This is a genomic window from Ruegeria sp. ABM4_193, from assembly GCF_056158705.1.
Genome location: NZ_JBSWTT010000001.1, coordinates 2406893 through 2432327, shown reverse-complemented (window position 1 = coordinate 2432327; position 25435 = coordinate 2406893). Strand labels below are relative to the sequence as shown.

The 25435-nt window shown below is 58.3% G+C and carries 22 protein-coding genes; 19 read left to right on the top strand and 3 right to left on the bottom strand.

The annotated features are described in order from the left end of the window. The first annotated feature begins 163 nt into the window (after nt 1-163). From ACXADZ_RS12125 to ACXADZ_RS12035, 19 genes are all read left to right on the top strand, one after another. On the top strand, nt 164-1987 hold the full coding sequence (locus tag ACXADZ_RS12125) for an adenylate/guanylate cyclase domain-containing protein (RefSeq protein ID WP_475196658.1): 1824 nt from the start codon (nt 164-166) through the stop codon (nt 1985-1987). Nucleotides 1988-2008: 21 nt separating this feature from the next. Then, entirely contained in the window at nt 2009-3145 is a 1137-nt protein-coding gene (locus tag ACXADZ_RS12120; protein ID WP_475196656.1) for a phosphatase PAP2 family protein, read from the top strand. Nucleotides 3146-3163: 18 nt separating this feature from the next. Then, nucleotides 3164-4741 (top strand): S8 family serine peptidase, encoded by a 1578-nt coding sequence (locus ACXADZ_RS12115; RefSeq protein ID WP_475196654.1) that lies wholly within the window; start codon nt 3164-3166, stop codon nt 4739-4741. Between the two features lie 136 nt (nt 4742-4877). Then, on the top strand, nt 4878-6041 hold the full coding sequence (ftsW, locus tag ACXADZ_RS12110; RefSeq protein ID WP_171092315.1) for a putative lipid II flippase FtsW: 1164 nt from the start codon (nt 4878-4880) through the stop codon (nt 6039-6041). Next, entirely contained in the window at nt 6041-7138 is a 1098-nt protein-coding gene (locus ACXADZ_RS12105) for a UDP-N-acetylglucosamine--N-acetylmuramyl-(pentapeptide) pyrophosphoryl-undecaprenol N-acetylglucosamine transferase (protein ID WP_475196652.1), read from the top strand. Before ftsW ends, ACXADZ_RS12105 begins: the two co-directional genes overlap by 1 nt. Further along, complete coding sequence (gene murC, locus ACXADZ_RS12100) at nt 7135-8544, top strand: UDP-N-acetylmuramate--L-alanine ligase (protein ID WP_475196650.1); 1410 nt, start codon at nt 7135-7137, stop codon at nt 8542-8544. The genes ACXADZ_RS12105 and murC overlap by 4 nt, the downstream gene beginning before the upstream one ends. A 75-nt stretch (nt 8545-8619) precedes the next feature. Continuing rightward, nucleotides 8620-8868 (top strand): DUF2484 family protein, encoded by a 249-nt coding sequence (locus tag ACXADZ_RS12095; protein WP_171092309.1) that lies wholly within the window; start codon nt 8620-8622, stop codon nt 8866-8868. Continuing rightward, nucleotides 8865-9131, top strand: coding sequence for a DUF2484 family protein (locus tag ACXADZ_RS12090; protein WP_475196645.1), 267 nt, complete (start codon nt 8865-8867; stop codon nt 9129-9131). The genes ACXADZ_RS12095 and ACXADZ_RS12090 overlap by 4 nt, the downstream gene beginning before the upstream one ends. A gap of 21 nt (nt 9132-9152) precedes the next feature. After that, a complete protein-coding gene (locus tag ACXADZ_RS12085) occupies nt 9153-9446 on the top strand; it encodes a hypothetical protein (protein ID WP_475196643.1) in 294 nt (97 codons plus the stop codon). Next, nucleotides 9443-10369, top strand: coding sequence for a UDP-N-acetylmuramate dehydrogenase (gene murB / locus ACXADZ_RS12080; protein WP_475196641.1), 927 nt, complete (start codon nt 9443-9445; stop codon nt 10367-10369). The genes ACXADZ_RS12085 and murB overlap by 4 nt, the downstream gene beginning before the upstream one ends. 109 nt (nt 10370-10478) lie before the next feature. Continuing rightward, on the top strand, nt 10479-11396 hold the full coding sequence (locus ACXADZ_RS12075; RefSeq protein WP_171092301.1) for a D-alanine--D-alanine ligase: 918 nt from the start codon (nt 10479-10481) through the stop codon (nt 11394-11396). Then, entirely contained in the window at nt 11384-12391 is a 1008-nt protein-coding gene (locus tag ACXADZ_RS12070; RefSeq protein ID WP_475196637.1) for a cell division protein FtsQ/DivIB, read from the top strand. Before ACXADZ_RS12075 ends, ACXADZ_RS12070 begins: the two co-directional genes overlap by 13 nt. Before the next feature lie 8 nt (nt 12392-12399). Next, entirely contained in the window at nt 12400-13734 is a 1335-nt protein-coding gene (ftsA, locus tag ACXADZ_RS12065; protein ID WP_171092297.1) for a cell division protein FtsA, read from the top strand. Further along, entirely contained in the window at nt 13721-14140 is a 420-nt protein-coding gene (locus tag ACXADZ_RS12060; RefSeq protein ID WP_171092295.1) for a hypothetical protein, read from the top strand. The genes ftsA and ACXADZ_RS12060 overlap by 14 nt, the downstream gene beginning before the upstream one ends. A 346-nt stretch (nt 14141-14486) precedes the next feature. Beyond that, entirely contained in the window at nt 14487-16091 is a 1605-nt protein-coding gene (gene ftsZ, locus ACXADZ_RS12055; protein ID WP_475196635.1) for a cell division protein FtsZ, read from the top strand. Nucleotides 16092-16304: 213 nt separating this feature from the next. After that, nucleotides 16305-17225, top strand: coding sequence for a UDP-3-O-acyl-N-acetylglucosamine deacetylase (lpxC, locus tag ACXADZ_RS12050; RefSeq protein WP_171092291.1), 921 nt, complete (start codon nt 16305-16307; stop codon nt 17223-17225). A 126-nt stretch (nt 17226-17351) separates the two neighbouring features. After that, nucleotides 17352-18215, top strand: coding sequence for an outer membrane protein assembly factor BamD (locus ACXADZ_RS12045; protein ID WP_171092288.1), 864 nt, complete (start codon nt 17352-17354; stop codon nt 18213-18215). Between the two features lie 36 nt (nt 18216-18251). Then, nucleotides 18252-19901, top strand: a complete 1650-nt coding sequence (gene recN, locus ACXADZ_RS12040; protein WP_475196632.1) for a DNA repair protein RecN — start codon at nt 18252-18254, stop codon at nt 19899-19901. 100 nt (nt 19902-20001) lie between these two features. Further along, nucleotides 20002-21687, top strand: coding sequence for a chloride channel protein (locus ACXADZ_RS12035; RefSeq protein ID WP_475196631.1), 1686 nt, complete (start codon nt 20002-20004; stop codon nt 21685-21687). A gap of 3 nt (nt 21688-21690) precedes the next feature. On the opposite strand, the gene ACXADZ_RS12030 is transcribed toward ACXADZ_RS12035, so the two are convergent. The 3 genes from ACXADZ_RS12030 to ACXADZ_RS12020 all read right to left on the bottom strand — a co-directional run bounded on the left by ACXADZ_RS12030 (nt 21691) and on the right by ACXADZ_RS12020 (nt 25430). Continuing rightward, nucleotides 21691-23058, bottom strand: a complete 1368-nt coding sequence (locus tag ACXADZ_RS12030) for a DUF3179 domain-containing protein (protein WP_171184962.1) — start codon at nt 23056-23058, stop codon at nt 21691-21693. Between the two features lie 176 nt (nt 23059-23234). Next, on the bottom strand, nt 23235-23576 hold the full coding sequence (locus tag ACXADZ_RS12025) for a DUF427 domain-containing protein (protein WP_171092280.1): 342 nt from the start codon (nt 23574-23576) through the stop codon (nt 23235-23237). A gap of 63 nt (nt 23577-23639) precedes the next feature. Then, the gene (locus tag ACXADZ_RS12020) at nt 23640-25430 is read right to left on the bottom strand and encodes an aminopeptidase P family protein (protein WP_475196626.1); all 1791 of its coding nucleotides are present in this window, start codon (nt 25428-25430) and stop codon (nt 23640-23642) included. Nucleotides 25431-25435: the final 5 nt, after the last annotated feature.

Genomic DNA, 25435 nt, shown 5'->3' with positions numbered 1-25435 from the left:
CAGACCAAGGGTCGGTCCTGCGAAAAAAAAGACGGCGCCGAAACGAGCACAACCTTCGGATCAGCGCCACGCATGCATCGGATGCAGCCTGATCATTCTTGGGGCGGTGCATCCCAATTAGTTAAAGAAGTCAGAGATACGATCATGGGATTAAAATACGATCATGGGATTAAACCTGAATCTATACAGGCCAACCGAATTGCCTAAGGCACAGCTCAGGGCCATTCTGTTTTTGGATGCTTGCGACTATTCAGTTGAAGTACGCGAAGCTGAAATTGAAACTCTTGCCACCATCCGCCGCGACCTGAATTGCGCCAGTGAACTGGTCCAAAGCTTTCGCGGCTGCGTGACGGGCCTGACGGGTGACGGCCTGTGCGCCGTGTTCCCAAGCGCGCGTGCTGCGGTGGAAACTGCATTGGGGGTGCAGGAGGTGCTGACCCAAAGCCCCGAGCGGTATGCCAAAGGGTATCGCATCGGCGTGCATCTGGGTGACACGTTTGAAGTCGATCAGCAGATTATTGGTGACGCGGTCAACACGGCGGCCCGGATCGAAAGTGTGGGTTCGCCCGGCGAAGTTCTGGTTTCAAGCGTTGTGCGCAATGCATTGCGCGGGCGAAACGACTTTCTCTTTAACTCTGTCGGCCGTCCCAAGCTTAAGAATATCGGCGCTTCGCTTGAACTGTTCACGGTGTCGAGGGCGACGATAGAGGGTGCGCTTGAACAGGCATCAGCAGCAGGCCCCATGCCTGTACCAACAAGCCAGCCTGCCCGTGTTTCACTGCCGTCTTCGATTGCACACCCCCGTCCGAATTTTGTTGTTGGTCTGTTGTCTCCGGATGTTGGGGCAGGGTCCGAGACGGCCACTTTTGTCTCCAACATCGTTGCAGAACAATTGTCAAAATCGCTGATCGAGATCGAAGCGCTTGAAGTGCAGGATTACCGGGTGTCACAGATTCCGCTCCCGACCGATCCTTTGACGACGGGGCCTGATCTTTTCTTGCAATGCCGGGCTGCGAGTTGCGGTGACATGCTGCAAGTGTCCGCCACTGCCATGAGGTCTGAAGACCGGAAAGTGATCTGGAGCCAGAACGTCGTGGCTGATCAGGGTGACTTTCTGGGACAAAACTGTTCTGGCCTGACGTCCTTTATCAGCTATGCCACTGATGCATTGCTTACCGCTCTGCTCAACGGGCGTCATATGCGTGATCCGGCTGCGCATCATGCCGCCAAGACGGCGGTCGCGGCTGTGCATCATCTTTTGACGATGAGCGGGCCGGGGTTGGACGAGTTGGAAGCCGACATCCTGGCCGCGTACGAGCTTGACCCCAAGCCGGTCTATCTGGCCTGGCTAGCCTATGTGACCACGTTCAAGGTCGGCGAGCGATATGGCACTTGGGACGCCACGCTTGAGGCGCAGGCGCGCGACCTGGCCCGCCGCGCTGTCGAGGCTGACCCGAATAATGGCACTGTTCTGGGTCTAGTTGCCCATGTGCATTCCTACGTGTTCCGCGAGTTTTCGGTCGCGCAAGATCTGGTGGACCGTGCACTGGAGCTTAGCCCGTATCGCGCCATGAGCTGGGATTCGGCTGCCATGCTCTACTGCTATACTGACCGGCCCGCGATGGCGCGGGAAGCTGCGCAGCAGGCCAGATTGGTTGGGCGTCACAGCCCGTATCGGCATCTGTTCGACGGTGCAGCCTGCGTTGCATCGCTGGTCAATGGCGATTTTGAGAAGTCCATCGAATTTGGTGAATCCGTGATGGAAGTTCAGCCGCAGTTCAAAACCGTCATGCGCTATCTGGCGGCGGCTTACGGACATGCGGGCAACCGCCAGATGGGGGAGCAGGCTTTGAAGCGGCTGATCAACCTGGAGCCCGACATGTCACTGGCCTGCATTCAGCAGGATCGCTTCCCGGTGCCGACCCGGTTCAGCGCGCATCTGATGGAAAGCGGCCTGTCACGGATCGGGTTGCCACAACAAGTTTAAGAGTTTCGGAAGGGGGACAGTATGGACTACAAAGACACGCTAAACGCGTTTGGCATGCTTGCGCGACGTGGTGAGTTGATTTCCTGCAAGGCGTTAAAACTCGCAAGCTTGGGCCAAGGTCAGAGGGATCCGCGTGCAGCAGTTGAAGCCGCGTTGTTTGCAACACAAAGAAAAAACGCTCTGATCATTATTGAGGCGCTGAGCGAGATCAATCCGACATTGATCACCTCTGATCACCTTGAAGAAATTAGAAAGTACTTTAGCGACAATGAAGTTCTGCGCTTGTTCGAAGTCGGTGAGGTTATGGATGCAGTTCAGGACGAACTTCTGAACAGATCCGCTTTTGGGGTCGCCGCACTATCGCTCAGCCAAAGCTCGGCCTTTGCGCTCAACCGAAACCGGAACAGAAATCGGAACCGGAACAGAAACCGGAACAGAAATCGCAACCGAAACCGAAATCGGAACCGTAGCGATTTTGCCTTTGAGGGCAGCGAGGCCGCTTTCGGGTGGCGTGAGATCCGCGATATATGCCAGATCGGCGTTCCGTTGGCAGATCAGCTCAAAGGCAAGATCTGGGAGAACATTGATCTGCTTCCGCCTCCTGGGCCGGATGATAGTCTTGAAGAGACGCGCTATCTGCTCAAACTGCAAGGCGCATTGAAAAACGCTGACCAAGCGTTGCGCCGTGAAGAAATCGTTGCGCAGGCCAGTTTCGGGATCGATGACTACCTGTCGCCCCTTGGCATCGAAGACGACGGTGGTTTTGGTGCTACACGAGCGCTCATGGTTATCCTTTTGGAGCTGACCAATGAGGTCGGGCTGACCTATAAGAACCGGTTCAGCCGACCGCGCCCGAACATTATTCAGCCGTTGATCCGGCCTTACATTGCGGTGCCATACCACGCCGCTTACCCTTCAAACCATTCCTTCCAGTCCTTCGCAATTGCCGAGATGTTTTCGCGTATCCTGCCCGAACATCCTGGTACGATTGCCCTTTTCCATCGGGCACAGCGCATTGCTGAAAACCGCGAATGGGCAGGGCTGCACTATCCCAGCGACACGGCGGCAGGGCGGGAACTGGCCCGCAAGACAGTCGCCTACATGGCCGAGGTTCTGGACGAGCTAATGGACGCCGCCCAGGACGAGTGGCTGGGTTGAGATAGGGGAGGATTTGAGATGACCGACGGTCAGGAAAACTATGAACGTTTCTACTATCTTTGGCATCTGGTCGCGATCAACGCGATCACGGTACCGACCCCTCCGGCAAGCGGTGAGATTTGCCCGGTGATTGGGGATGTGGCTTGGGATTTCACCCCGCCGCCGGACAGCAAGGCACATATCGCTCTGATCGATATGGGGGTCGCGCCCTATCACCCGAATCTGGATGCACCAACAGGGGACGGACAAATTCTATGGGACGATGCGATTGATCTTGCCAGCCATCCATATGGGGTGAAATACGATCTGCTGACCTCGTTCCCAGCGGCTGCCAAGCATCGGGAAGAAAAGGTTTCTTGGCTGAATGGCTTGCCCGCAGGCTCGACCATCGGCACGCTCACTCCGGCAGAAGAAAAGATCGTCGATGAAATCCGGTCAGGGTGCGGTGTCAAACGGTATGTTCACGCCTATGATGACCGCTATGCCGCGCACGGGACCAGCTGCGCAGGTCTAACCAGCGGCACCTCCTATGCGGCTGATCAGTTCGGTAACGCGGGCAACATCGCAACCTATTTCGGTGTCGACCCGCTGAGCAAAGTCCTGCCAATCACCACCTCAATCTCTCCCAGTCCGCGAGAACTGATTGCAGCGTTCCTTTATGCCTTTTCGAAGGATGTCGAAGTGATCCTTTTCCCAAGGGATGTTGCGGACCCGAACCATTGGCCGGGGTATCCTGATCTGGATGACGACGAAAAGACGCGGATTCACGAAACCAAACTAGGTGAGCCGTCACAGGATGCACTTGGCATCAGCGCGGACTGGGCTCTTCTGAGCAAGGTCATCACATGGGTCAGCAAAAAAATCCCTGTGGTTTGCGCTGCGGGAAATGATGGTAGAAGCAAGTTGATCTACCCCGCCAGCTTGTCGTCCGACACGGATAACGGTGTCATTTCTGTAGGTGCCGTGAGTTATCAGGCATTTCGGTCTGGCTATTCAAACTATTCGTCCGACGACGACCTGACCGTTGTAGCCCCTTCGGATGACGGAGAGGTGTATAACCGGAACCAGATCCGCCTTGACCGGCAAGCCGCTTCTGCTGGCGATTTTCACGTAGATCCCGACTTGCACAAGAAACCGGGATCTTGCACGGAAAAAATACCTTACCTTAGCTATTCACCTCAGCGGCTTGTCACTCTCGATGTGCCGGGACCTCGTGGTTATGTCGAAGGAACGCTTGCGGGGCCGGTCGCTGCTCGGGCAAAAGCAGGAGACGATCCGGCTGGGCTGTACACAGAGTTTGGCGGCACGTCTGGCGCTTGTGCTCTGGTCGCCGGGGCGATTGCCTTGATGCAGCGAAAATCTGCGGCCAATTTGTCCGGAAAGGACATCAAGGACCTGTTCGAGGGGCTGAATGCAAGCCCCACGCGACACAGTGTTGCGCATTGGTATTGGTTGCCCGCCGCAGTCAATGAGCTTCAGGTGGACGACGTGAACGGGAAAAAGGATGCCGCCGGTAATCCGGTCATGCCTTCCAAGGATGAGCTTTTTGGAAAAGCGGGTCTTCTGGACGTTGCGAAGTTGCTGGCGCTGGTCTGATCATTCGAACGAAACAGCATGGGGCTGAAAATCTGGTTTGGCCCTCATTCCACTAGCCCAAACACCAAATTACATGTAGACTCTTGAACAGATCCCGAAAACGGGACGTTAACGAGGCAGAGAGTGGCGGTATCTCATGACTGAGATGGTGTATGGCGCGGTCCAGGACCAGCGCGGAGAACCGATTCTACCAAAGTGGTGGCGTACAATTGATCGCTGGACGATGTCCTGCGTGTTGATCCTTTTCACCATCGGTCTGTTGTTGGGTTTGGCCTCATCGCCGCCGCTGGCCGGGCGCAACGGGTTCGATCCTTTCCATTATGTCGAGCGTCAGGCCATCTTCGGCGGATTGGCGCTAATCGCGATGCTGCTGACATCGATGATGTCACCGACGCTGGTGCGGCGCTTGGCCGTTCTTGGTTTTCTGGCGTCATTTGTAGCGCTGGTCTTCCTTCCGGTCTTCGGAACCGACTTTGGCAAAGGTGCTGTCCGCTGGTATTCGCTGGGCTTTGCCTCTCTGCAACCGTCCGAGTTCTTGAAGCCCGGTTTCATTGTCGTGGCCGCATGGTTGCTGGCGGCCTCGCAAGAGATCAATGGCCCTCCTGGGCGTATCTGGTCCTTCGCGCTGTGCATGTCGATCGTCGGGATGTTGGTGATGCAGCCCGATTTCGGTCAGGCCTGCCTGATCCTGTTCGGCTGGGGCGTGATGTATTTCGTGGCAGGGGCCCCGATGCTTTTGCTCGTCGGCATGGCAGGCGCGGTCGTTTTGGCTGGTATGTTTGCCTATTCAAACTCCGAACACTTTGCCCGCCGCATCGATGGCTTCTTGAATCAAGAGGTCGATCCGACCACCCAGCTTGGCTATGCCACCAACGCCATTCGCGAAGGCGGGTTGTTCGGCGTTGGTGTCGGGGAAGGGCAAGTGAAATGGTCCCTGCCTGATGCCCATACCGATTTCATCATTGCTGTCGCGGCCGAGGAATACGGCCTGATCCTGGTGCTGATCATCATCGCGCTCTATGCGTTGATTGTCGTGCGCTCGTTGCTGCGGCTGATGCGCGAACGGGACATGTTCATACGTCTGGCAGGCACCGGATTGGCCTGTATGTTCGGCGTTCAGGCGATGATCAACATGGGCGTCGCCGTGCGCCTGTTGCCCGCCAAGGGCATGACGTTGCCTTTCGTCAGCTATGGCGGGTCGTCGCTGATCGCGGGCGGCATTGCCATCGGCATGTTGCTGGCCTTTACCCGAACCCGTCCACAGGGCGAGCTTGGTGATATTCTGCGCGGACGAGGATAATGGGGAACCCTTACCTGTTAATTGCGGCTGGCGGAACCGGGGGGCATATGTTCCCCGCTCAGGCCCTGGCCGAGGCTTTGCTTCACAAAGGTTGGCGCGTGCGCTTGTCCACCGATGCACGCGGTGCGCGCTATACCGGCGCCTTCCCGGATGCGACCGAGATTACCGAGGTGTCCTCGGCCACCTTTGCGCGCGGCGGTTTAGCAGCCAAGGCGCTGGTCGGCCCCAAGATCGTGGGCGGCGTGACCAGCATGGCGTTCCAGATGATGCGTAATAAGCCCGACGTGGTTGTCGGGTTTGGCGGGTATCCGTCGATCCCTGCGCTGGGCGCGGCAACGCTGCTGAAAATCCCGCGCATGATCCATGAACAGAACGGTGTGTTGGGCCGTGTGAACAAGCTGTTCGCCACTCGCGTTGCACAGGTTGCATGCGGTGTCTGGCCAACCGATCTGCCCGAGGGGGCACAGGGCGTCCACACAGGCAATCCGGTGCGCGCCGCCGTTCTGGGCCGCGCCGCCGCGGGATACATTCCACCCGGCGATTATCCGATGTCGATTTTGGTCATGGGCGGCTCACAAGGTGCGCGTATCCTCAGCGACGTGGTGCCCGAGGCCATTGCCGCCTTGCCTGAAAACATCCGCAACCACATCCGCGTTTCACATCAGGCCCGGGATGAGGACAGTGCACGAGTCACAGCGTTTTACAATGATCATGGCATCCGCGCCGAAGTTCAGACCTTTTTCGCGGACGTGCCCCGTCGCATGTCGGACGCCCAATTGGTCATTTCGCGTTCGGGTGCATCCAGCGTGGCCGATATCTCGGTCATCGGGCGACCCTCGATCCTGATCCCCTTTGCCGCCGCTGCCGGAGACCACCAAACCGCCAATGCGCGTGGCTTGGTACAGGCGGGCGGTGCGATCATGATCCCTGAAAATGCGCTTGACGTTCGCGCCTTGACGCAGCAAATCACCACGGTTCTGACCAACCCCGAAGCCGCACAGAAAATGGCCCATGCCGCCCTTTCGACCGGTGCCCCCGACGCGACCGAGCGTTTGGTGCATCTTGTCGAACAACTGGCGCAGAAGGAGACCGCATGAATCCTGCAACCAAACTGCCGCAAGACGTAGGACCGATCCACTTTGTAGGGATCGGAGGGATCGGGATGTCCGGGATCGCCGAGGTGCTTTTGAATCTGGGGTATCGGGTGCAGGGCTCGGACCTGAAGGCATCGAAAATCACTGACCGGCTGGCGGGTTTGGGGGCTGAAATCTTCGTCGGGCAGCGGGCTGAAAACCTTGAAAACGCCGCCGTCGTGGTTGTTTCGACTGCAATCAAACCCGGCAACCCGGAACTGGATGAGGCACGCGCCCAAGGACTGCCCGTTGTCCGGCGTGCTGACATGCTGGCCGAGTTGATGCGCCTGCGCTCGAACATCGCGATTGCGGGCACGCACGGCAAGACCACCACGACCACGATGATGGCTGAGCTAATGGTGGCGGGTGAGTTTGACCCGACCGTGATCAATGGCGGCATCATCCACGCCTATGGCTCGAATGCGCGCATGGGGCAGGGCGAATGGATGGTGGTTGAGGCGGATGAATCCGACGGCTCGTTCAATCGTCTGCCCGCGACCATCGCAATCGTTACCAATATCGACCCTGAGCATATGGAGCATTGGGGGGATTTCGACAAATTGCGTGATGGGTTCCACGAATTCGTCTCGAACCTGCCTTTCTATGGTCTGGCCGTTTGCTGCACGGATCATGCCGAGGTGCAGGCTTTGGTCGGGCGCATCACGGACCGCCGTGTACGCACCTACGGCTTTAATGCACAGGCTGACGTGCGGGCCGAGAATCTGACCTACAAAGGCGGCGTTGCGCATTTCGACATTCACCTGCAATACGAAGATAAAGTGATCGAAGGTTGCACCCTGCCGATGCCTGGGGACCACAACGTCTCGAACGCGCTGTCTGCGGTGGCGGTTGCCCGCCATTTGGGTATGAAAGCGAATGAGATCCGCGAGGCCCTGGCAAATTTTGGCGGCGTCAATCGTCGCTTCACCAAGGTCGGGGAGGTCGATGGGGTTACCATCATCGATGACTACGGCCATCACCCGGTCGAAATCGCTGCTGTCCTCAAGGCTGCGCGCCAAGCAACCGAAGGTCGTGTCATCGCTGTCCACCAACCTCACCGCTATTCACGTCTTTCCAACTTGTTTGATGATTTCTGCACTTGTTTCAACGATGCGGACGTGGTTGCCATCGCCGAAGTGTTTGCGGCCGGGGAGGACCCGATTGAAGGGGCCAGCCGCGATGATCTGGTGCAAGGGCTTATCCGCCACGGCCACCGCCATGCCCGTGCGCTGTTGGACGAAAACGATCTTGAACGTCTGGTTCGGGAACAAGCCCGTCCAGGGGACATGGTCGTCTGCCTGGGGGCAGGGACCATCAGTGCATGGGCCAATGGTCTGCCAGAGAGACTGATGAGAAAACAAGCCGTTTGACATTCCGGGTCGTTGATGCGCAACCATAGGATGTATTGACCTGCTACCCGCCATCACCATCCTTCGGAGGGGGAAATGGATTTTTCCGTGATCTTTTCAGCCCTCTGGGTAATCTGTGCCACTGTTGTGGCGATGATGCCAATGCGGCTGCAATTCCCACCGGGGATTGTCCTTTTGATTTGTGCGCCGGTTTTGATCGTTTGGTTGGGATATGACCATGGCTGGGTTTGGTCTGCTCTCGCTTTTGGCGGCTTTGTTTCGATGTTCCGCAATCCGATCCGCTTTTTCTGGCGTAAATGGACGGGCCGAGAGGTGGCGGAATGAGTTGGTCCCTTGCTCTGGCCGCTCTTTGGGGGTTGTCCGCCAATATCCTTGCGATGGTTCCCAGCAACGATAACCACTGGACACGTGCTTATATCCTGATTGTCGTGGGAATCCCGATTCTAGGTTATGTCACATATCAGCACGGTCCGTGGATCGGCCTGTTGGTGCTGGGTATGGGCATGTCGATGCTGCGCTGGCCGGTGATTTGCCTGAGCCGTTGGACAAAAGCGAAAATGCAGGGCATGAAGACGGCCAACAAGTAACGGCCATATTCAGGAGGCCACATGGTCGATATTGCCACATTCGCCTATTTGCCACTCATTTCTTTGATACTTGGCGGAGTTGCCGGGCTTATTGCCGGGCTCTGGATTGGTGTCAGAGGATTGTTTTGGCTCATCAGCCTGACCTCGGCAGTTGCGTTGGCGCTGATCGTTTTGCTTGCGGGCGTCAGCACGGGCGAGGAGGAGCAGGCATTTGGTCCCTTCATCTGGCTGACTGGATCGGTCCTGCCGTTCCTGCTTGCTGCTATCGTGGGTGGTGTTGGCGGGCGCAGCCTGGCGAAAAAGTCAACCACATGAGCAATCTGCCCGAAGTTCGGGGTCGTCTGACCCTGGCCCGACCGCTGAACGATCTGACATGGCTGCGCGTTGGTGGCCCCGCAGACTACTTATTCCAACCCGCCGACGTCGAGGACCTGCAAACGTTTTTGCGTGGTCTTCCGTCGGATGTTCCGGTTTTCCCAATGGGTGTCGGTTCAAACCTGATCGTGCGTGACGGTGGCTTGCGCGCTGTGGTGATCCGCTTGGGACGCGGTTTCAACGGGATCGAGATCGAGGGTAACACGGTCACCGCAGGCGCGGCGGCATTGGACGCCCATGTGGCGCGTAAAGCAGCGGATGCCGGGGTCGATCTGACCTTTTTGCGTACCATACCCGGTTCTGTTGGCGGGGCAGTTCGGATGAACGCGGGCTGTTATGGCAGCTACACGGCGGATGTCTTGCGTAAAGCGACTATTGTCACCCGACGGGGTGAATTGCTTGACCTGACCCCCGAAGACCTGAACTTCCGCTATCGCCAGTCCGATCTGCCTGAAGGCTCCGTGTTGATTTCGGCGACGTTTCAAGGGCCCTCTGGCGACCCGGCAGAGCTTCATGCCCGTATGGAAGCGCAACTGAAAAAGCGTGATGAAACCCAGCCCACTAAAGATCGCAGCGCCGGGTCAACTTTCCGCAATCCGGCCGGGTTTTCGTCGACGGGGCTGGCGGATGACGTGCATGATCTCAAGGCGTGGAAAGTGATCGATGACGCCGGAATGCGTGGCGCGACGCTGGGTGGTGCACAGATGAGCCCCAAACACTCGAATTTCCTGATCAATACCGGCGCGGCCACTGCCGCTGACCTGGAAGGTCTGGGCGAAGAAGTGCGAAAAAAGGTTTACGAAACAAGCGGCATCACGCTAGAGTGGGAAATCATGCGGGTCGGTGATCCGCTGAAAGAATAAAGCCCCAACCGTCAGACCAATAACAGGCTAATTCAGGCGACGGATCAAAGGCATAAACGCAGTACGGACCACCACATAAGGTCCGGGGACATTGAGGCGCACGTTGGGAATGTCGAGCAGGACAAACCCCAAAGTGGCGGTATTGATGGGTGGACCCTCGGCGGAACGCGAGGTGTCTCTCAGCTCTGGGCGCGAATGCGCAGCCGCCCTTGTGGGAGAAGGCTTTGAAGTGGTCGAACTGGACGCAGGTCCCGACCTTTATGCGCGCCTTTTGGACATCAAACCGGATGTGGCTTTCAACGCCCTGCATGGACGCTGGGGTGAAGATGGTTGTGTGCAGGGTCTGCTGGAGTGGATGCGGATTCCCTACACCCATTCCGGCGTTTTGGCCTCGGCTCTCGCGATGGATAAGCAGCGCAGCAAAGAAGTGTACCAGGCCGAGGGCTTGCCGATCGTGCCCAGCGTGATCGTGCCAAAGGTCGAAGTCATCGAAGTCCACGTGATGGAGCCGCCCTATGTGGCCAAGCCCAATAATGAGGGTTCCAGCGTCGGTATCTACATCGTGCACGAAAACGCCAATGGTCCGCCGCAGCTGGATGAGGCGATGCCCGATCAGGTCATGGTCGAGAAATACGTGGCCGGGCGCGAGCTGACCGTGACTGTGATGGGGGACCGACCCCTGACCGTGACCGAGATCATGACGGATGATGGCTGGTACGACTACGACGCCAAGTACAAACCCGGCGGATCTTGGCATGTTCTGCCCGCTGACGTTCCGCAAGACATTTTCGATCGTTGCATGGATTACGCCGTGCGCGCGCATGATGCGTTGGGGTGCAGGGGCGTCAGCCGTACCGATTTCCGCTGGGATGACAGCATGGGCGCTGATGGTCTGTTTCTGCTGGAGACCAACACGCAACCCGGAATGACGCCCACGTCGCTGGCCCCGGAACAGGCCGCCCATCTGGGTATGACATTTGGCCAGCTTTGCGCCTGGATGGTGGAGGACGCCTCATGCGACCGTTGACCGCCAGCCGTTCACTGGAAATCCATCGATCCAAACCCCTTGCGGGGCCGGATGCCGATTTCGCATCGGCAGACACGGAAACGCACGAAGCAGAGCCGATTTTGCGCCTGCGCGGGGCGCGGGTGTTTTCCCGCACCGCACGCCGCAGCGATCCGGCACCGTCGCGCCTGAGCTACAGGCTTCAGCGCTGGATGCTCACGCCGGGCATCCGCATGGGTGTCAAAGTCGGTTTGCCGATCTGTGCTGTTGCTGCGGCCGTTGGGCTTTACTTCGCCTCGCCAGAGCGGCGCGATTCTGTCACGGCCTTTGTGGCCGATATCCGCACTTCGATTCAGGAACGTCCTGAGTTCATGGTCAATCTGATGGCCATTGATGGGGGTGGCACCAGCTTGTCCGAGGACATCCGCGAGGTCGTGCCTCTGGATTTCCCGATCAGTTCATGGGACCTGGATGTCGAACACATGCGCGATACGATAACTGGCCTGGACCCGGTGAAATCAGCAACCGTGCGCATCCGTCCGGGCGGTATCCTGCAGGTGGATGTAGTTGAGCGTCAGCCAGCGATCGTCTGGCGCACCCGCGATGGGCTGGAATTGTTGGATGATACCGGAGCCCACGTCAAAGAGACTCCTTCGCGTAAGGACCATTCAGACCTGCCTTTGATTGCCGGCAAGGGCGCGGACGCTCATGTCGCTGAAGCGCTTGAGATCTTTCAAACCTCGCGCAGCCTGGGCAACCGCGTGCGTGGGCTGGTGCGCGTAGGCGAGCGGCGCTGGGATCTGGTTCTGGACCGTGGCCAGCGCATCATGTTGCCGACCACCCGCCCGGTGCGTGCGCTCGAACGCGTGCTGGCTGTCAACGAAGTGCAGGACCTTCTGGAACGTGATGTGGCCGTAGTCGATATGCGCCTTGGCCAGCGTCCAACCATCCGAATGAGCAAAGCCGCCAGCGAAGACTGGTGGAATACAAGAGTGAACGTGAGTAACGGGCAGTAACGACCATGATGACCGATCTTTATCAGTCCCAACGCGCTATGCGTCAGATGCGGCGGCAGGCATTGCAACGCGGTGTGATTGCCATTCTGGATGTGGGTAGCTCAAAGATCGCCTGCCTTGTTTTGCGTTTTGACGGCACGGGTCGGCTGAGTGAAGACAACACCATCGGTTCGATGGCTGGCCAGACCGGGTTCCGCGTCATTGGCGCGGCAACCACGCGCTCGCGCGGTGTACAATTTGGCGAAGTCACCGCCATGCAGGAAACCGAACGTGCCATCCGTACCGCGCTGCAAGCGGCGCAGAAGATGGCTGATATGCGCGTCGATCATGTGATCGCCTGCTTCTCGGGGGCCAATCCGCGCTCTTATGGGTTGGATGCGCAAGTCGACCTAGATGGTCAGCTTGTGACCGAGGCCGAGGTCGGCCGTGTTCTGAACGCCTGCGACGTGCCAGATTACGGTGAGGGGCGCGAGGTGTTGCATGCGCAGCCGGTGAACTTTGCGCTCGATAACCGATCGGGTCTGATCGATCCCCGCGGCCAGATGGGTCAAAGCCTCGCGGTCGACATGCATATGTTGACCGTGGACGCGATGGCGATCCAGAATATCGTGCGTTGTATCAAGCGTTGTGATCTTGAGCTCGCAGGTATTGCCAACTCGGCCTATGTGTCGGGTATCTCCGCTTTGGTCGAAGATGAGCAGGAGCTGGGCGCAGCCTGTATCGACATGGGTGGTGGCACCACCAGCGTGTCGATCTTCATGAAGAAGCACATGATCTACGCGGATTGCGTCGGAATGGGCGGCGATCACGTAACCAGCGACATCTCGATGGGTCTGGGTGTGCCTGCGGCTGTGGCCGAGCGGATTAAAACCTTTAATGGTGGCGTGCACGCAACCGGGGCCGATGACCGGGATATGATCGATATTGGTGGCGACACTGGCGACTGGGAACATGACCGACGCACCGTCAGCCGGGCCGAGCTTATCGGCATCATGCGCCCGCGCGTCGAAGAGATTCTGGAAGAGGTCCGCGTGCGTCTTGACGCCGCTGGGTTCGAACATATGCCAAGCCAACAAATCGTTCTGACAGGGGGCGGCAGCCAGATCATGGGGCTAGACGGGCTTGCCACCCGCATTCTGGGGCAGCGCGTGCGTCTGGGACGCCCGTTGCGTGTGCATGGCCTGCCGCAATCGGCGACGGGCCCTGCGTTTTCCTCTGCCGTGGGTCTCAGCCTGTTTGCGGCCCATCCTCAGGATGAATGGTGGGATTTCGAGATCCCGGTCGACACCTATGCTGCGCGCCCGTTCAAACGCGCAGTGCGGTGGTTCCGTGATAACTGGTAAGCACTTGCGCTGGGCCGCGCTGGGCGCTGCCCTGTTGCCGGGCTGGGCCACGGCGCAGAGTATGATCACGCCAGACGCGTTTCTGGACGCTGCGGTCGGCAAGACGCTTACGTTTTACGAGATTCGCAGTGGCGATCTGGTCGGGACAGAGCAATTTCTGAACCGTCGCGTCTCGGTTTGGCGGGAAGAGGGCCGGGGATGTGTTTATGGGCAAATCACGACGCCAAACGGTCAGATCTGCTTTCTTTATGACAACGACCCGGACGGAATCCCGGTTTGCTGGTGGCCGTTTTTGCACGAAGGCCGCCTGATGGTGAGGCTGGCTTCATTTGCAGACGGAGAAATTCAGGAAGTGCGTAGTATCACGGAAAGCAGCCTGAACTGTCCAAATGCCCCGACCAGTTGAAGTTTCCGGTTGCGGCGCGCAGATTTATCCCTCAAAATATCCACAGGGCCCGTCAGAGGCCTCGCGGCAGGACCTGAGCAGTTTTCCGCAATGTAGAAGGTAGTCTGTCAGAGCGTGAAGGAGGGGATTTCTTCGCGGGGTGATGGGTGTCTTGTTATGGTCGCCGATGTTTCCGCTATATCTGGCAGTGCCTGCGAAATGCCGCCGGTTACTGCCTTAATTCCTCCATATTTTGTGGCAAAACGCGATTTTTGACGTGACCTTTTCGCATCATCCAGCTAGAATCGACCAAGGATAGGTAAGAAAAACACCGCTTTGGCGGGACATAAATACAGGCGGACAGAGCATGACATTGAATCTTTCGATGCCCGGGCACGACGAACTGAAGCCTCGGATTACAGTATTTGGCGTTGGCGGTGCAGGCGGGAACGCCGTCAATAATATGATTGAGAAACAGCTGGACGGCGTCGACTTTGTGGTCGCCAACACCGACGCGCAGGCGCTGCAGCAAAGCCAGTCTTCGGCACGCGTGCAGTTGGGCGTGAAGGTCACCGAAGGTCTGGGCGCAGGGGCTCGTCCAACCGTTGGCGCGGCAGCCGCCGAAGAAAGCATCGAGCAGATCGTCGATCATCTGGCAGGCGCGCATATGTGCTTTATCACCGCCGGTATGGGCGGCGGCACCGGCACCGGCGCTGCACCGATCATCGCGCAAGCCGCCCGTGAATTGGGTGTGCTGACGGTGGGTGTCGTCACTAAGCCTTTCCAATTCGAAGGCGCCAAGCGGATGCGTCAGGCCGAAGACGGCGTTGAAGCACTGCAAAAGGTTGTCGACACGCTGATTATCATTCCGAACCAGAACCTGTTCCGTCTGGCCAACGAAAAAACCACCTTTACGGAGGCGTTCTCGATGGCAGACGACGTGCTGTATCAAGGCGTTAAGGGTGTTACGGACCTGATGGTTCGCCCGGGCTTGATCAACCTCGATTTTGCCGACGTTCGTGCCGTAATGGACGAGATGGGCAAGGCGATGATGGGAACCGGCGAGGCAACCGGCGAAGATCGTGCGGTTCAAGCGGCAGAAAAAGCCATTGCCAACCCGCTGCTGGACGAAATCAGCCTCAAAGGCGCGAAGGGCGTGTTGATCAACATCACCGGCAGCCACGACCTGACTCTGTTCGAACTGGACGAAGCGGCCAACCGCATTCGCGAAGAAGTGGACCCCGAAGCAAACATCATCGTCGGGTCGACGCTGGACACAGCCATGGAAGGCGGCATGCGTGTATCGGTCGTTGCGACCGGTATCGACGCCAGCGAAAAACCTGTGGATGTACCTGTTGCGCGTCGGTCAATGTCCGAGCCACTGACACGCACCGTTTCGGCGGAAGAGCACATTCAGGAAGACGCACCTGTTGCAGCCGAAATGGTAGAAGCCGCGCCTCAGATGGAAGAGCCTCGTGAACCTTCGCTGTTTGAGGCAGCGGAAGAGCCTGCGCAACCGCAGTTCCAGCCGCGAGACGAGCGGGAAGAGGATGATCTGCCGCCTCCGGCGTACCAGCCGCGCGTCGCGGACTTTGAGCCGCAACCCGAACACGTCGAACCCGCGCCCGAAAGCTTTGTCGCCCCTCGCAGCCATGCGGCGGGGACACCGTCGCCCGAAGCGCTGCAGCGTCTGCAGGCGGCTGTACAAAAGGTTCCGTCCGCGCCTCAGCGTCCGGCTGCACCGCGCCAGACCGAGGCCGTTTCGCAGCCCGAACCTGAAGAGCGGTCGCGTTTTGGCTTCAATCGTCTGATCGATCGGATGACCGGTCACGCTGCGGATACACCGGCGCAAGCACCACGTCAGCAACCGGTTCTGCGCCAGTCCGAGGCCACCGCGCCGGTCCAGGATGAGGCCGATCCCGAGCAGGATCGTATCGAAATTCCTGCCTTCCTGCGCCGTCAAGCCAACTGATCGCGGTAACAAAATCCACTCACAGGGCCGCTTCTTAGCGGCCCTTTATCGTTTAGAAATAATAGTTTACGAATATGTAAGCAGGGTTTTGCCGATCTGTTACATACATGTTTCATTCGGTTACAAAGAGTGAGTTGAGCCTTGACGCAGGCTTCCTTAACTGAGTGTCCAACACAGCCCTCGCAGGCTGGACACTGCTCACCGAGGCCCATTTTGCAACATACGCTCAAATCTCCGGTCACGTTCAAAGGCGTTGGACTGCATGGCGGCCAACCCGCAACCATGGTTCTCAAGCCTGCTGCAGCGGGGCATGGGATTTGGTTCAAACGTACGGATATTCATCTGGGCGATGCAATGATCCCCGCCATCTACCATGCGGTTGAGCGTACCCCGCTCTGCACCCGTCTGGTGAATGACTCAGGCGTCTCGGTCTCAACCATCGAACATATCATGGCCGCATTGGCCGGATGTGGTGTACACAATGCGCTGATCGAGATTGATGGTCCCGAAGTGCCGATCATGGACGGGTCTTCGATCGACTTCGTGCGCGGTATCATGGCAAAAGGCGTGCGCCGTCAAGCCAGCCCGGTTCTGGCCTATGAGGTTCTGAAGCCCGTGACTGCATCGCGCGAAGGCGCGGATGCCAGTATCGTTCCTGCCGACGGTTTGATCATCGACTTCCACATTGATTTCGAAGACAGCGCAATCGGCAGCCAGACCAAGACGCTGGATATGCGCAACGGTTCCTTTGCGCGCGAACTCAGCGATTGCCGTACATTCTGCCGTCGCACGGATGTCGAAGCCATGCGTGCCAACGGGCTGGCCTTGGGCGGTACGCTGGACAATGCCGTTGTTGTTCAGGGCGACGAGGTGCTGACGCCCGGCGGTTTCCGCCGCGCCGACGAAGCTGTGCGTCACAAGATGCTGGATGCTCTGGGCGATCTCTATCTGGCGGGTGGACCGATTCTGGGTCACTTCACAGGTAACAAATCGGGCCATTCTCTGACCAACACCCTTCTGCGCAACCTGTTCGAAACACCCGGTGCGGTGCGTCCGGTGCTGTGTACGCCGCAGCAGGCCGCACGTCTGCCGGGGCAGGGGCTGATTGTAAACGAAATTCCGGAAGTCGCCTGATCAGATCAACTCTGACGACATTTGCGCCAGATGTTGCATAAGGCGTTTTGCACCGGAATTTTCTGTGCTAGACCATGGCTCAATTCGGGGCGAACCCCATTAAGTAAGACGACAAGGATGGGCGGTATGGTTGGCAGCAAAGCGGCAGTCAGACTCGCAGGCGCGATTTTTCTGACAGCAGTTTTGACAGCGTGTGGTAACGGAGGCGGCCTTTTCGGCAACAAAGGCGCTGACCGGAGCCAGAACCTTGAAGGGTTCACGCCGGAACAGATCTACACCCGTGGTGAATACGAACTGTCGCAGAATCGCTCGGACGATGCGGCTTGGTATTTCTCGGAAGTTGAACGCCTGTATCCTTATTCCGATTGGGCCAAACGTGCGCTGATCATGCAGGCGTTTTCGTTCCACTCGGACAAGAACTATGAAGAAAGCCGGGCTGCGGCGCAGCGATATATCGACTTCTACCCCACGGATGAAGATGCTGCTTACGCGCAATACCTGCTGGCGCTCAGCTACTATGATCAGATCGATGAGGTCGGGCGCGATCAGGGCCTGACCTTTCAGGCGCTGCAATCGCTGCGCACCGTGATCGAGGTGTATCCCGACAGCGAATATGCCACCTCGGCGGTTTTGAAATTCGACCTCGCCTTTGACCATCTGGCAGGCAAAGAGATGGAAATCGGGCGCTATTACCTGCGTCAGGATCACTACATCGCAGCGATCAATCGATTCCGCGTTGTTGTTGAAGATTTCCAGACGACATCTCACACCGCTGAAGCGCTCTATCGTCTGGTCGAGGCTTATTTGTCCCTTGGCCTGTTGGACGAAGCGCAGACCGCCGGTGCTATCCTTGGTTATAACTATCAGTCCTCGGAATGGTATGACGATGCCTACAAGTTGCTGACGTCGCGCGGTCTTGATCTCAAGAGCCGTGGCAACAACTGGCTCAGCACGATCTATCGTCAGACCATCAAGGGTGAATGGTTGTAATCGCCATGGCTTCTGGCTTGGGACGCTAAAGACCCGATGCTGCGCGCCCTAGATATCCGCGACATGCTCATCATCGACCGGTTGGAACTGACCTTCCAACCGGGTTTGAACGCTTTGACCGGGGAAACAGGGGCTGGCAAATCGATCCTTCTGGATTCGCTAGGGTTTGTGTTGGGCTGGCGCGGACGGGCCGAATTGGTGCGGCAGGGTGCAGCACAGGGCGAGGTCGTCGCCGAGTTTGAACTCTCCACCGACCATCCCGCTCATGCAATTCTGTCTGAAGCCGGCTTGCCGGGCGGCGAAGAACTGATCCTGCGTCGGGTCAACACTGCTGAGGGGCGTAAGACCGCCTGGGTCAATGATCGGCGGTGCTCGGGCGAAGTGCTGCGCGCATTGTCCGAAACCCTGATCGAACTACATGGCCAGCATGACGATCGCGGGTTGCTGAACCCGCGCGGGCATCGGGCGATGCTGGACGATTTCGCTGATGTATCGGGGCATTTGGCCAAAGTGCGTGCGGCCTGTTCCGAGATGTCCCGTGCGCGTAAAGCCCTGGCCGAAACCGAGGCCGCACTGGAGGCTGTCCGCAGCGAAGAAGAATTCCTGCGCCACGCTGTGGCCGAACTGGACCAGCTTGATCCGCAACCGGGCGAGGATGCCGAACTGGATGCCCGCCGCCGCATGATGCAAGGGGCCGAACGCATCCGGGATGATGTCGCCCGCGCTTTCGCGCTGTTATCCGGGGATGGGGCTGAAGGTGCAATGTCTGACGCGATCCGCTGGTTGGAAGGCGTGTCAGACAACGCAGGTGGTCAATTGGAAGAACCGATTGCCGCGCTTGGGCGGGCGATGATCGAACTGGGCGAGGCGCAGGACGGCGTGAATGCCTGCCTTCAGGCGCTGGACTTCAACCCCGCAGAACTGGAACAGGCCGAAGAACGCCTGTTTGCCATCCGTGCTCAAGCGCGAAAGCATGATGTATCACCGGATGATCTGGGAACATTTGCCGACACTCTGCGCGACCGGTTGAATCGGTTGGAGGCGGGTGACGCCGATCTGGCGGATAAACGTACAGCCGTGAACGCGGCGCAGAACGCTTATGACTCCGCCGCTGCCGAGCTGAGCGCAGCCCGCAAGGCGGCTGCTGGGCGGCTTGATGCTGCCGTCATGACTGAACTGGCCCCGCTCAAGATGGAACGCGCAGTGTTCCAAACCGAGCTCACTTTGGCAGAGCCGGGCCCTGAAGGTACTGACGCAGTGGCGTTCACCGTGGCGACCAATCCCGGCGCTCCGGCCGGTCCTTTGAACAAGATTGCATCGGGCGGTGAACTCAGTCGTTTTTTGCTGGCGCTCAAGGTCTGTCTTACTGGCGATGACAGCGCGCGCACGATGATCTTTGACGAAATTGACCGAGGCGTTGGCGGTGCCACAGCTGATGCAGTTGGGCGCAGGCTGGCGTCACTGGCGCAGGGCGGTCAGGTTCTTGTTGTCACCCATTCGCCTCAGGTTGCCGCCCGTGCCGCGCATCACTGGCGTGTGCAGAAACAGGTGACAAAGGGACAAACCCTGTCCACCGTAATTCCCTTGGCGGAACCGGACCGTGTGGATGAGATCGCGCGAATGGTGGCAGGTGATACAATCACCGAGGAAGCACGCGCTGCTGCCCGGGCCCTGCTGCAAGCCTGATATGCCTGTGGCGTGAATCAGTGCTCACACTGTCGCTATCTCACTTTTATATGGGCGCTCCGTGGCTTACTAAGGGTTAAGAGATGATCCCCGAGGGCCAATGACCCAATCGACCCGCACCGTTCTGCGCAACCAGTTCAATCAGGCTCTGGCCGCGATTAAGGATGCGTGGCGGGTGATGCTGCGCCGGGGGCCGAGCCAGATCCAGTTTTGGTTCATCGCACTGGCCATCGGTATCGCGGCAGGGTTCATGGCGCTTGGCTTCCGCAAAGCCATCCGTTCCCTGCAGGCTTACCTTTACGACTCGGATGATATCCTGCTGCTGCACAGCCATGCCGAGAAGTTGCCGTGGTTCATGGTTCTGATCATTCCCATCGTCGGCGGCCTGCTTGTGGGCGTCATCCTGAACCGGTTCACCAATGACGGGCGTGTACGGTCTGTGGCCGATGTAATCGAAGGCGCCGCCGTGACGGACGGCCGGGTTGAGGTCAAGGCCGGGATCGCGTCGTTTTTTGCTTCTCTGATCACGCTCAGTTCGGGCGGGTCAACGGGCCGGGAAGGGCCTGTAGTGCATATGGCCGGAGTGATTTCCACTTGGGTCAGCAACCGCATCCATGCGGACGGGATCACGGGACGTGACCTATTGGGATGTGCCGTTGCCGCCGCCGTATCGGCCAGCTTTAACGCGCCTATCGCGGGGGCCTTGTTCGCGCTCGAGGTCGTGCTGCGTCACTTCGCCGTTCATGCCTTTGCGCCGATCGTTATCGCCTCGGTCGCGGGAACGGTGATAAACCGGCTGGAATACGGCGATGTTACCGAATTCACCTTGGATACGCCGGGGTCGCTGCAATTCTATGTCGAACTTCCGGCTTTCCTGATCCTCGGTCTGATCTGTGGTTTTGTTGCCCTGCTGCTGATGCGATCGATCTTCTTTGCCGAGGATATCGGCAGTCATATCCAAAGCCGTCTGTCCATACCGGGGTGGCTGCGCCCGGCGGTCTCTGGCGCGATGCTGGGGCTGATGGCGATCTGGTTCCCGCATATCATCGGCGTGGGATACGAGACCACAATCCGTGCTCTGACGGGTGATCTGGTGCTGACAACGGCCATCCTGTTTGCCGTGACCAAAACGGTTGCCGTTGCCATCACCATGGGCGGGCGAATGGGCGGTGGTGTGTTTTCTCCCTCACTTATGGTGGGCGCGCTGACCGGGCTGGCCTTTGGACTGATCGCCACCGGTCTGTTGCCGGACGTGTCCGGAACACACACGCTTTATGCCTTTGCCGGAATGGGTGCTGTGGCTGCCGCGGTGCTGGGTGCACCTATTTCGACCACACTGATTGTCTTTGAACTGACCGGGGATTGGCAGATCGGTCTTGCGGTGATGGTGACGGTTTCTATGTCCACTGCGCTGGCCTCGCGTCTTGTGGATCGGTCCTTCTTCCTGACCCAACTGGAACGGCGGGATGTCCATCTGGCGGCCGGGCCGCAGGCATATCTGTTGGCCATGCTGCGCGCCGGGGCCGTGATGCGCCCAATCGGTGACCCGCGTTCGATCACCAAGGAAGAAGCGCAAGGACTGATCGAGCAGGGCCTGTGCATTCAGGCCAGCGCCACACTGGAAGCCGCCATGCCCTATTTCGACCGGGCGGACATCCCTTGTATTCCGGTAGTTATTCTGGATGCCGATGGAACTGAAACACCGGTAGGTGCGCTTTACCACATTGATGCGCTCAAGGCCTACAACAGGGCGCTTGCCGCCACCGCGGCCGAGGAACATTCCTGATCCTCAACCACCGTAGACGCTGGCTGCATCTCCCAGGTAATTGTCCCACGCAAACCAATAAGAGATGTGGCCCGCAACCCGAGACAAGCGTGTGCCATCCGTTCCGATCAACGCGTCTTCGGTCACGGTCCAGCTTTGACCTCTGCCATCCTGCAAACCTGTTTGCGTGGCCTTGAATGTATGACCTTTGCGCTCATAGGCGCGTACGCTGCGTTCCTTTGGGTCCCCGATCAGAACCAGTGGCGTTTGGGCGATGGCGTCGTTTATCACCGGCTTGTGCTTGAATGCATCCAGCGGCCATGCGCGCGCGGCTCCGAACTGGCGCACGGCAAAGATGTAATCTTTCTGCCGATGTCTGGACTGATCCACCACAGCCGGGAACATCAACTCGCTTGAGGCGAAGTAGTCTCTATAGACGACACCCGACCCATAATTGCGCCGATGCCCGGTATTCAGAGACAAGACGCGCGTCTTTGGGTGCGAGGTTTTCCAACTGTCCCACGTAGTGATCACAACCGGGCGCTGTTTCAACGTGATGCCGCTATTCACCAATGAACCCACAACAGGTTTGCCGGTGTATTGGTTCCAAAGCGAATGTGTCTCGCGGTCAAACATCAGCTTGTTCGAGCGATAAAGGAACCCTGACGAGCCAAAAATGAACGGTTTTCGCCGCCCCGCCACTTGCGTTTCAAAAAGAATGCCGGACCCGCAAAGCGTGCAATAGGCCAGCGCCACGGGTACTCCGCCGATCACGTCATTGAACATCTCGTGCCAACCCATGATCCGCAACGGATAGGCACGCTCGTCCCCGTCGATTGCTACGCCGAAGACCAGATCATCGCCTTTAAGATATCCGGCATTCGAAGGTGAAATCAGAGTTGGGTTGTCCAAAGACGGAATACCGTCCTTATGCACTCCGCCCCATGCGATTTCTTCCAAACGGATCCTCATCAGGTCGCGTTGCAGGTATTCGGGTTGCAGGAACACGTCGAAGTTCGGGTCGATCCGCAGCAGAACCTCGCGCTTGAACGGGATAAGCGACGGATGAGGGGTAATCTGCGGGTTCCGCTCCTGCCACAGCATCCACTCGAACCAGTCATTGCCATAGCGCTGCCCGGTCAGAGCCTCCATCACCTCGACGATCTCGTCTCGCCGACGGTCGGCATAACGCATCGCGGTCAACAACCCAGGAACAACATCCGGCTGCCCACGATCCTTGAGGTACGCCATCTGCGCCTCAAACGCGGTACGTCGCCCCTCCAGCGTGCTACGCAAAGCTTCAAGCACTGGATCCTGCTGTGCCCAAAGCGCGCTTGGGGCAAGCGCACCAGCCCCGATCATCCCTGCAAAACCGCGACGTGAAATCAACATGGAAGCCTCCGGTGATACCCTCAGGTAAGTGTGCCGCAATTGCCGCTCACATGCATTCCACAGCTGCGTGAGGGTAGGAAATAGAGAGCGCTTTCGCTTCCAGAATCTTTACAATCGTCACAAAAAACGGGCCTTCCGGCCCGTTTGAATGCGCAACAAAGATCGCTAAGCAGAGACTAAATCTGCTCTACCTTCACTGATTCCACAGGATAAAATGCCAGATGATCTTTGATCTCAGCCACGTCCGGGATTGGGTTCTCATAGCTCCAGACTGCATTTTCGGTCACGGATGATTTGTTGACGATGGAAAAATGCGTTGCGTCGCCCTTGCCGGGGCAATGGGTTACTTTGTCGGTACGGTCCAAAAAGGCCATCGCGATGTCGTTGCGCGGGAAGTAGATCACCGGATCCTTGTCGCCTTCGTGCAGTTCCAGGGCGTTGTTTGTCTCGCCCAGGATCGCACCGCCCGAGCGGACACTCCATTTGCCCGGCGCTTTTTGGATCGTGATCTCGGTCATTCCTATTCCTTCCTTCCTCGTATTCGGGCCTCTCCTCTGCCCGTTCTATGTAACAGCCCGGTGTCAGACCGGCGCAGTTGCGGCATCCAACCACAGTTGCGCGTCACGTCCCAGCCTTGGGCGGATCTTTTCCGCAACGTCGCGGTGGTAGGCATTCAGCCAGTCACGTTCGTCGGGTGTCAACATATCGACCAGGATCAGCCTGCGGTCAATCGGTACGAAAGTCAGGGTCTGCCAGTTCAGCATTGCACGCTCTGCGTCGCTGCCGGGCAGGGCGGGGGCCTCTTCCACTACGACAAGGTTTTCAATGCGGATGCCAAAAGCGCCTTCACGATAGTATCCAGGCTCGTTTGACAGGATCATTCCTGGTTGTAACGGCACATGGCTTACCCTTGACAGGCGCTGCGGCCCTTCGTGAACACTCAGATAAGCTCCGACCCCGTGGCCGACCCCATGATTGAAGTCTTGCCCTGCGGCCCAAAGCGGCGTTCGCGCCACGCATTCGATGTCACGACCTGCAAGCCCTGCAGGCCAGCGCAACATCGACATGGCTATCATGCCTTTCAGGACACGTGTGAAACACGTTTTCTCTTCATCGCCAACTTCGCCGATGGCAATGGTTCGTGTGATATCGGTTGTACCGTCCAGATATTGCCCGCCGCTGTCCAGAACCAGAATGTGACCGTCTTCCAAGCGGCTGTCGGTTTCTTCGGTCACGCGATAATGCATGATCGCACCGTTTGGCCCGGTCCCTGCGATGGTGTCGAACGAGATATCCTGAAGCGCATTGTCCTTGCGCCGGTTCTCTTCCAAGCGCGTGACCACTTTAGTCTCGGTCAAACTGGCGGGTACCTGCCCGTCCAGCCAGCAGAGGGTCTCGATCACGGCCACTGCATCACGCAAATGCGCTTCGGCGCTGCCCGCGATTTCGGCAGGGTTTTTGCAGGCTTTGGGCAGGGCACAAGGATCGCCACCTTCAGTCATCGCGGTCCCCAACACATCCGCTACGATCTGGGGCAGGGTGCCAATGTCCACTTGAACTGGTCCCTCCAGTGCGCCGACCGTGTCGAGGAAAGTCTGCGGGTCATGCACGGTCACATTTGAACCCAGATGATCCCTGACTTCGACCAGCTTGTCGGCTGTCATGAACAGGTCGACCCTGCCATCTGCATGTAAAATCGCAAAACCATGTGCGACCGGGTTATAGGCAATGTCAGATCCGCGAATATTCAACAGCCACATTATCGAATCCGGCAGGGTGAGGACCGCAGCACTATTCCCATTCCGCTGCAAATCTTTGGCCAGACGCGTAATTTTGCTGTCCGACGACTCCCCGGCAAATTCAATCGAATGCACCTTGACCGGGTTCATGGGTGGTGCAGGTTGATCCGCCCAGATCCGGTCAACAAGGTTCTCACATCTCACGGGTTCGATGCCGGTACCGTCCAGGTCACGTATCAAATCGGAAATCTGACCTGCAGCGTGCAGCCAAGGATCAAACCCCACCTTGCCCCCGTTGGGCAGCTGCTCTTTCAGCCACGCGCTCAGGCTGACCTCGGGCCAGGGCACTGGCGTGAAGTCATCGGCAACCTGTGCCTTAACCTGCGTACGATAGCGCCCGTCAATGAAGACCCCGGCGACATCAGGCAAGGCGGCGCAAAACCCGGCCGAGCCTGTAAAACCAGTCAACCAGGCCAAACGTTCATCACGTGGGGCCACATATTCCCCTTGATGGGCGTCCGCGCGTGGTATCAGAAACCCATCCAAACCCGCTTGCGCCATTTCCGCTCGCAGCGCGGTCAACCTTGGTGGGCCTTGTTCCGGGCGGGCAGTCACTTGAAAGGATTGGAACATGAAGG

Coding starts and splice junctions, on each gene's coding strand:
- ACXADZ_RS12125 (WP_475196658.1), top strand. CDS start 164: ATGGGATTAAACCTGAATCTATACAGGCCAACCGAATTGCCTAAGGCA.
- ACXADZ_RS12120 (WP_475196656.1), top strand. CDS start 2,009: ATGGACTACAAAGACACGCTAAACGCGTTTGGCATGCTTGCGCGACGT.
- ACXADZ_RS12115 (WP_475196654.1), top strand. CDS start 3,164: ATGACCGACGGTCAGGAAAACTATGAACGTTTCTACTATCTTTGGCAT.
- ftsW (WP_171092315.1), top strand. CDS start 4,878: ATGACTGAGATGGTGTATGGCGCGGTCCAGGACCAGCGCGGAGAACCG.
- ACXADZ_RS12105 (WP_475196652.1), top strand. CDS start 6,041: ATGGGGAACCCTTACCTGTTAATTGCGGCTGGCGGAACCGGGGGGCAT.
- murC (WP_475196650.1), top strand. CDS start 7,135: ATGAATCCTGCAACCAAACTGCCGCAAGACGTAGGACCGATCCACTTT.
- ACXADZ_RS12095 (WP_171092309.1), top strand. CDS start 8,620: ATGGATTTTTCCGTGATCTTTTCAGCCCTCTGGGTAATCTGTGCCACT.
- ACXADZ_RS12090 (WP_475196645.1), top strand. CDS start 8,865: ATGAGTTGGTCCCTTGCTCTGGCCGCTCTTTGGGGGTTGTCCGCCAAT.
- ACXADZ_RS12085 (WP_475196643.1), top strand. CDS start 9,153: ATGGTCGATATTGCCACATTCGCCTATTTGCCACTCATTTCTTTGATA.
- murB (WP_475196641.1), top strand. CDS start 9,443: ATGAGCAATCTGCCCGAAGTTCGGGGTCGTCTGACCCTGGCCCGACCG.
- ACXADZ_RS12075 (WP_171092301.1), top strand. CDS start 10,479: ATGTCGAGCAGGACAAACCCCAAAGTGGCGGTATTGATGGGTGGACCC.
- ACXADZ_RS12070 (WP_475196637.1), top strand. CDS start 11,384: ATGCGACCGTTGACCGCCAGCCGTTCACTGGAAATCCATCGATCCAAA.
- ftsA (WP_171092297.1), top strand. CDS start 12,400: ATGACCGATCTTTATCAGTCCCAACGCGCTATGCGTCAGATGCGGCGG.
- ftsZ (WP_475196635.1), top strand. CDS start 14,487: ATGACATTGAATCTTTCGATGCCCGGGCACGACGAACTGAAGCCTCGG.
- ACXADZ_RS12045 (WP_171092288.1), top strand. CDS start 17,352: ATGGTTGGCAGCAAAGCGGCAGTCAGACTCGCAGGCGCGATTTTTCTG.
- recN (WP_475196632.1), top strand. CDS start 18,252: ATGCTGCGCGCCCTAGATATCCGCGACATGCTCATCATCGACCGGTTG.
- ACXADZ_RS12035 (WP_475196631.1), top strand. CDS start 20,002: ATGACCCAATCGACCCGCACCGTTCTGCGCAACCAGTTCAATCAGGCT.
- ACXADZ_RS12030 (WP_171184962.1), bottom strand. CDS start 23,058: ATGTTGATTTCACGTCGCGGTTTTGCAGGGATGATCGGGGCTGGTGCG.
- ACXADZ_RS12025 (WP_171092280.1), bottom strand. CDS start 23,576: ATGACCGAGATCACGATCCAAAAAGCGCCGGGCAAATGGAGTGTCCGC.
- ACXADZ_RS12020 (WP_475196626.1), bottom strand. CDS start 25,430: ATGTTCCAATCCTTTCAAGTGACTGCCCGCCCGGAACAAGGCCCACCA.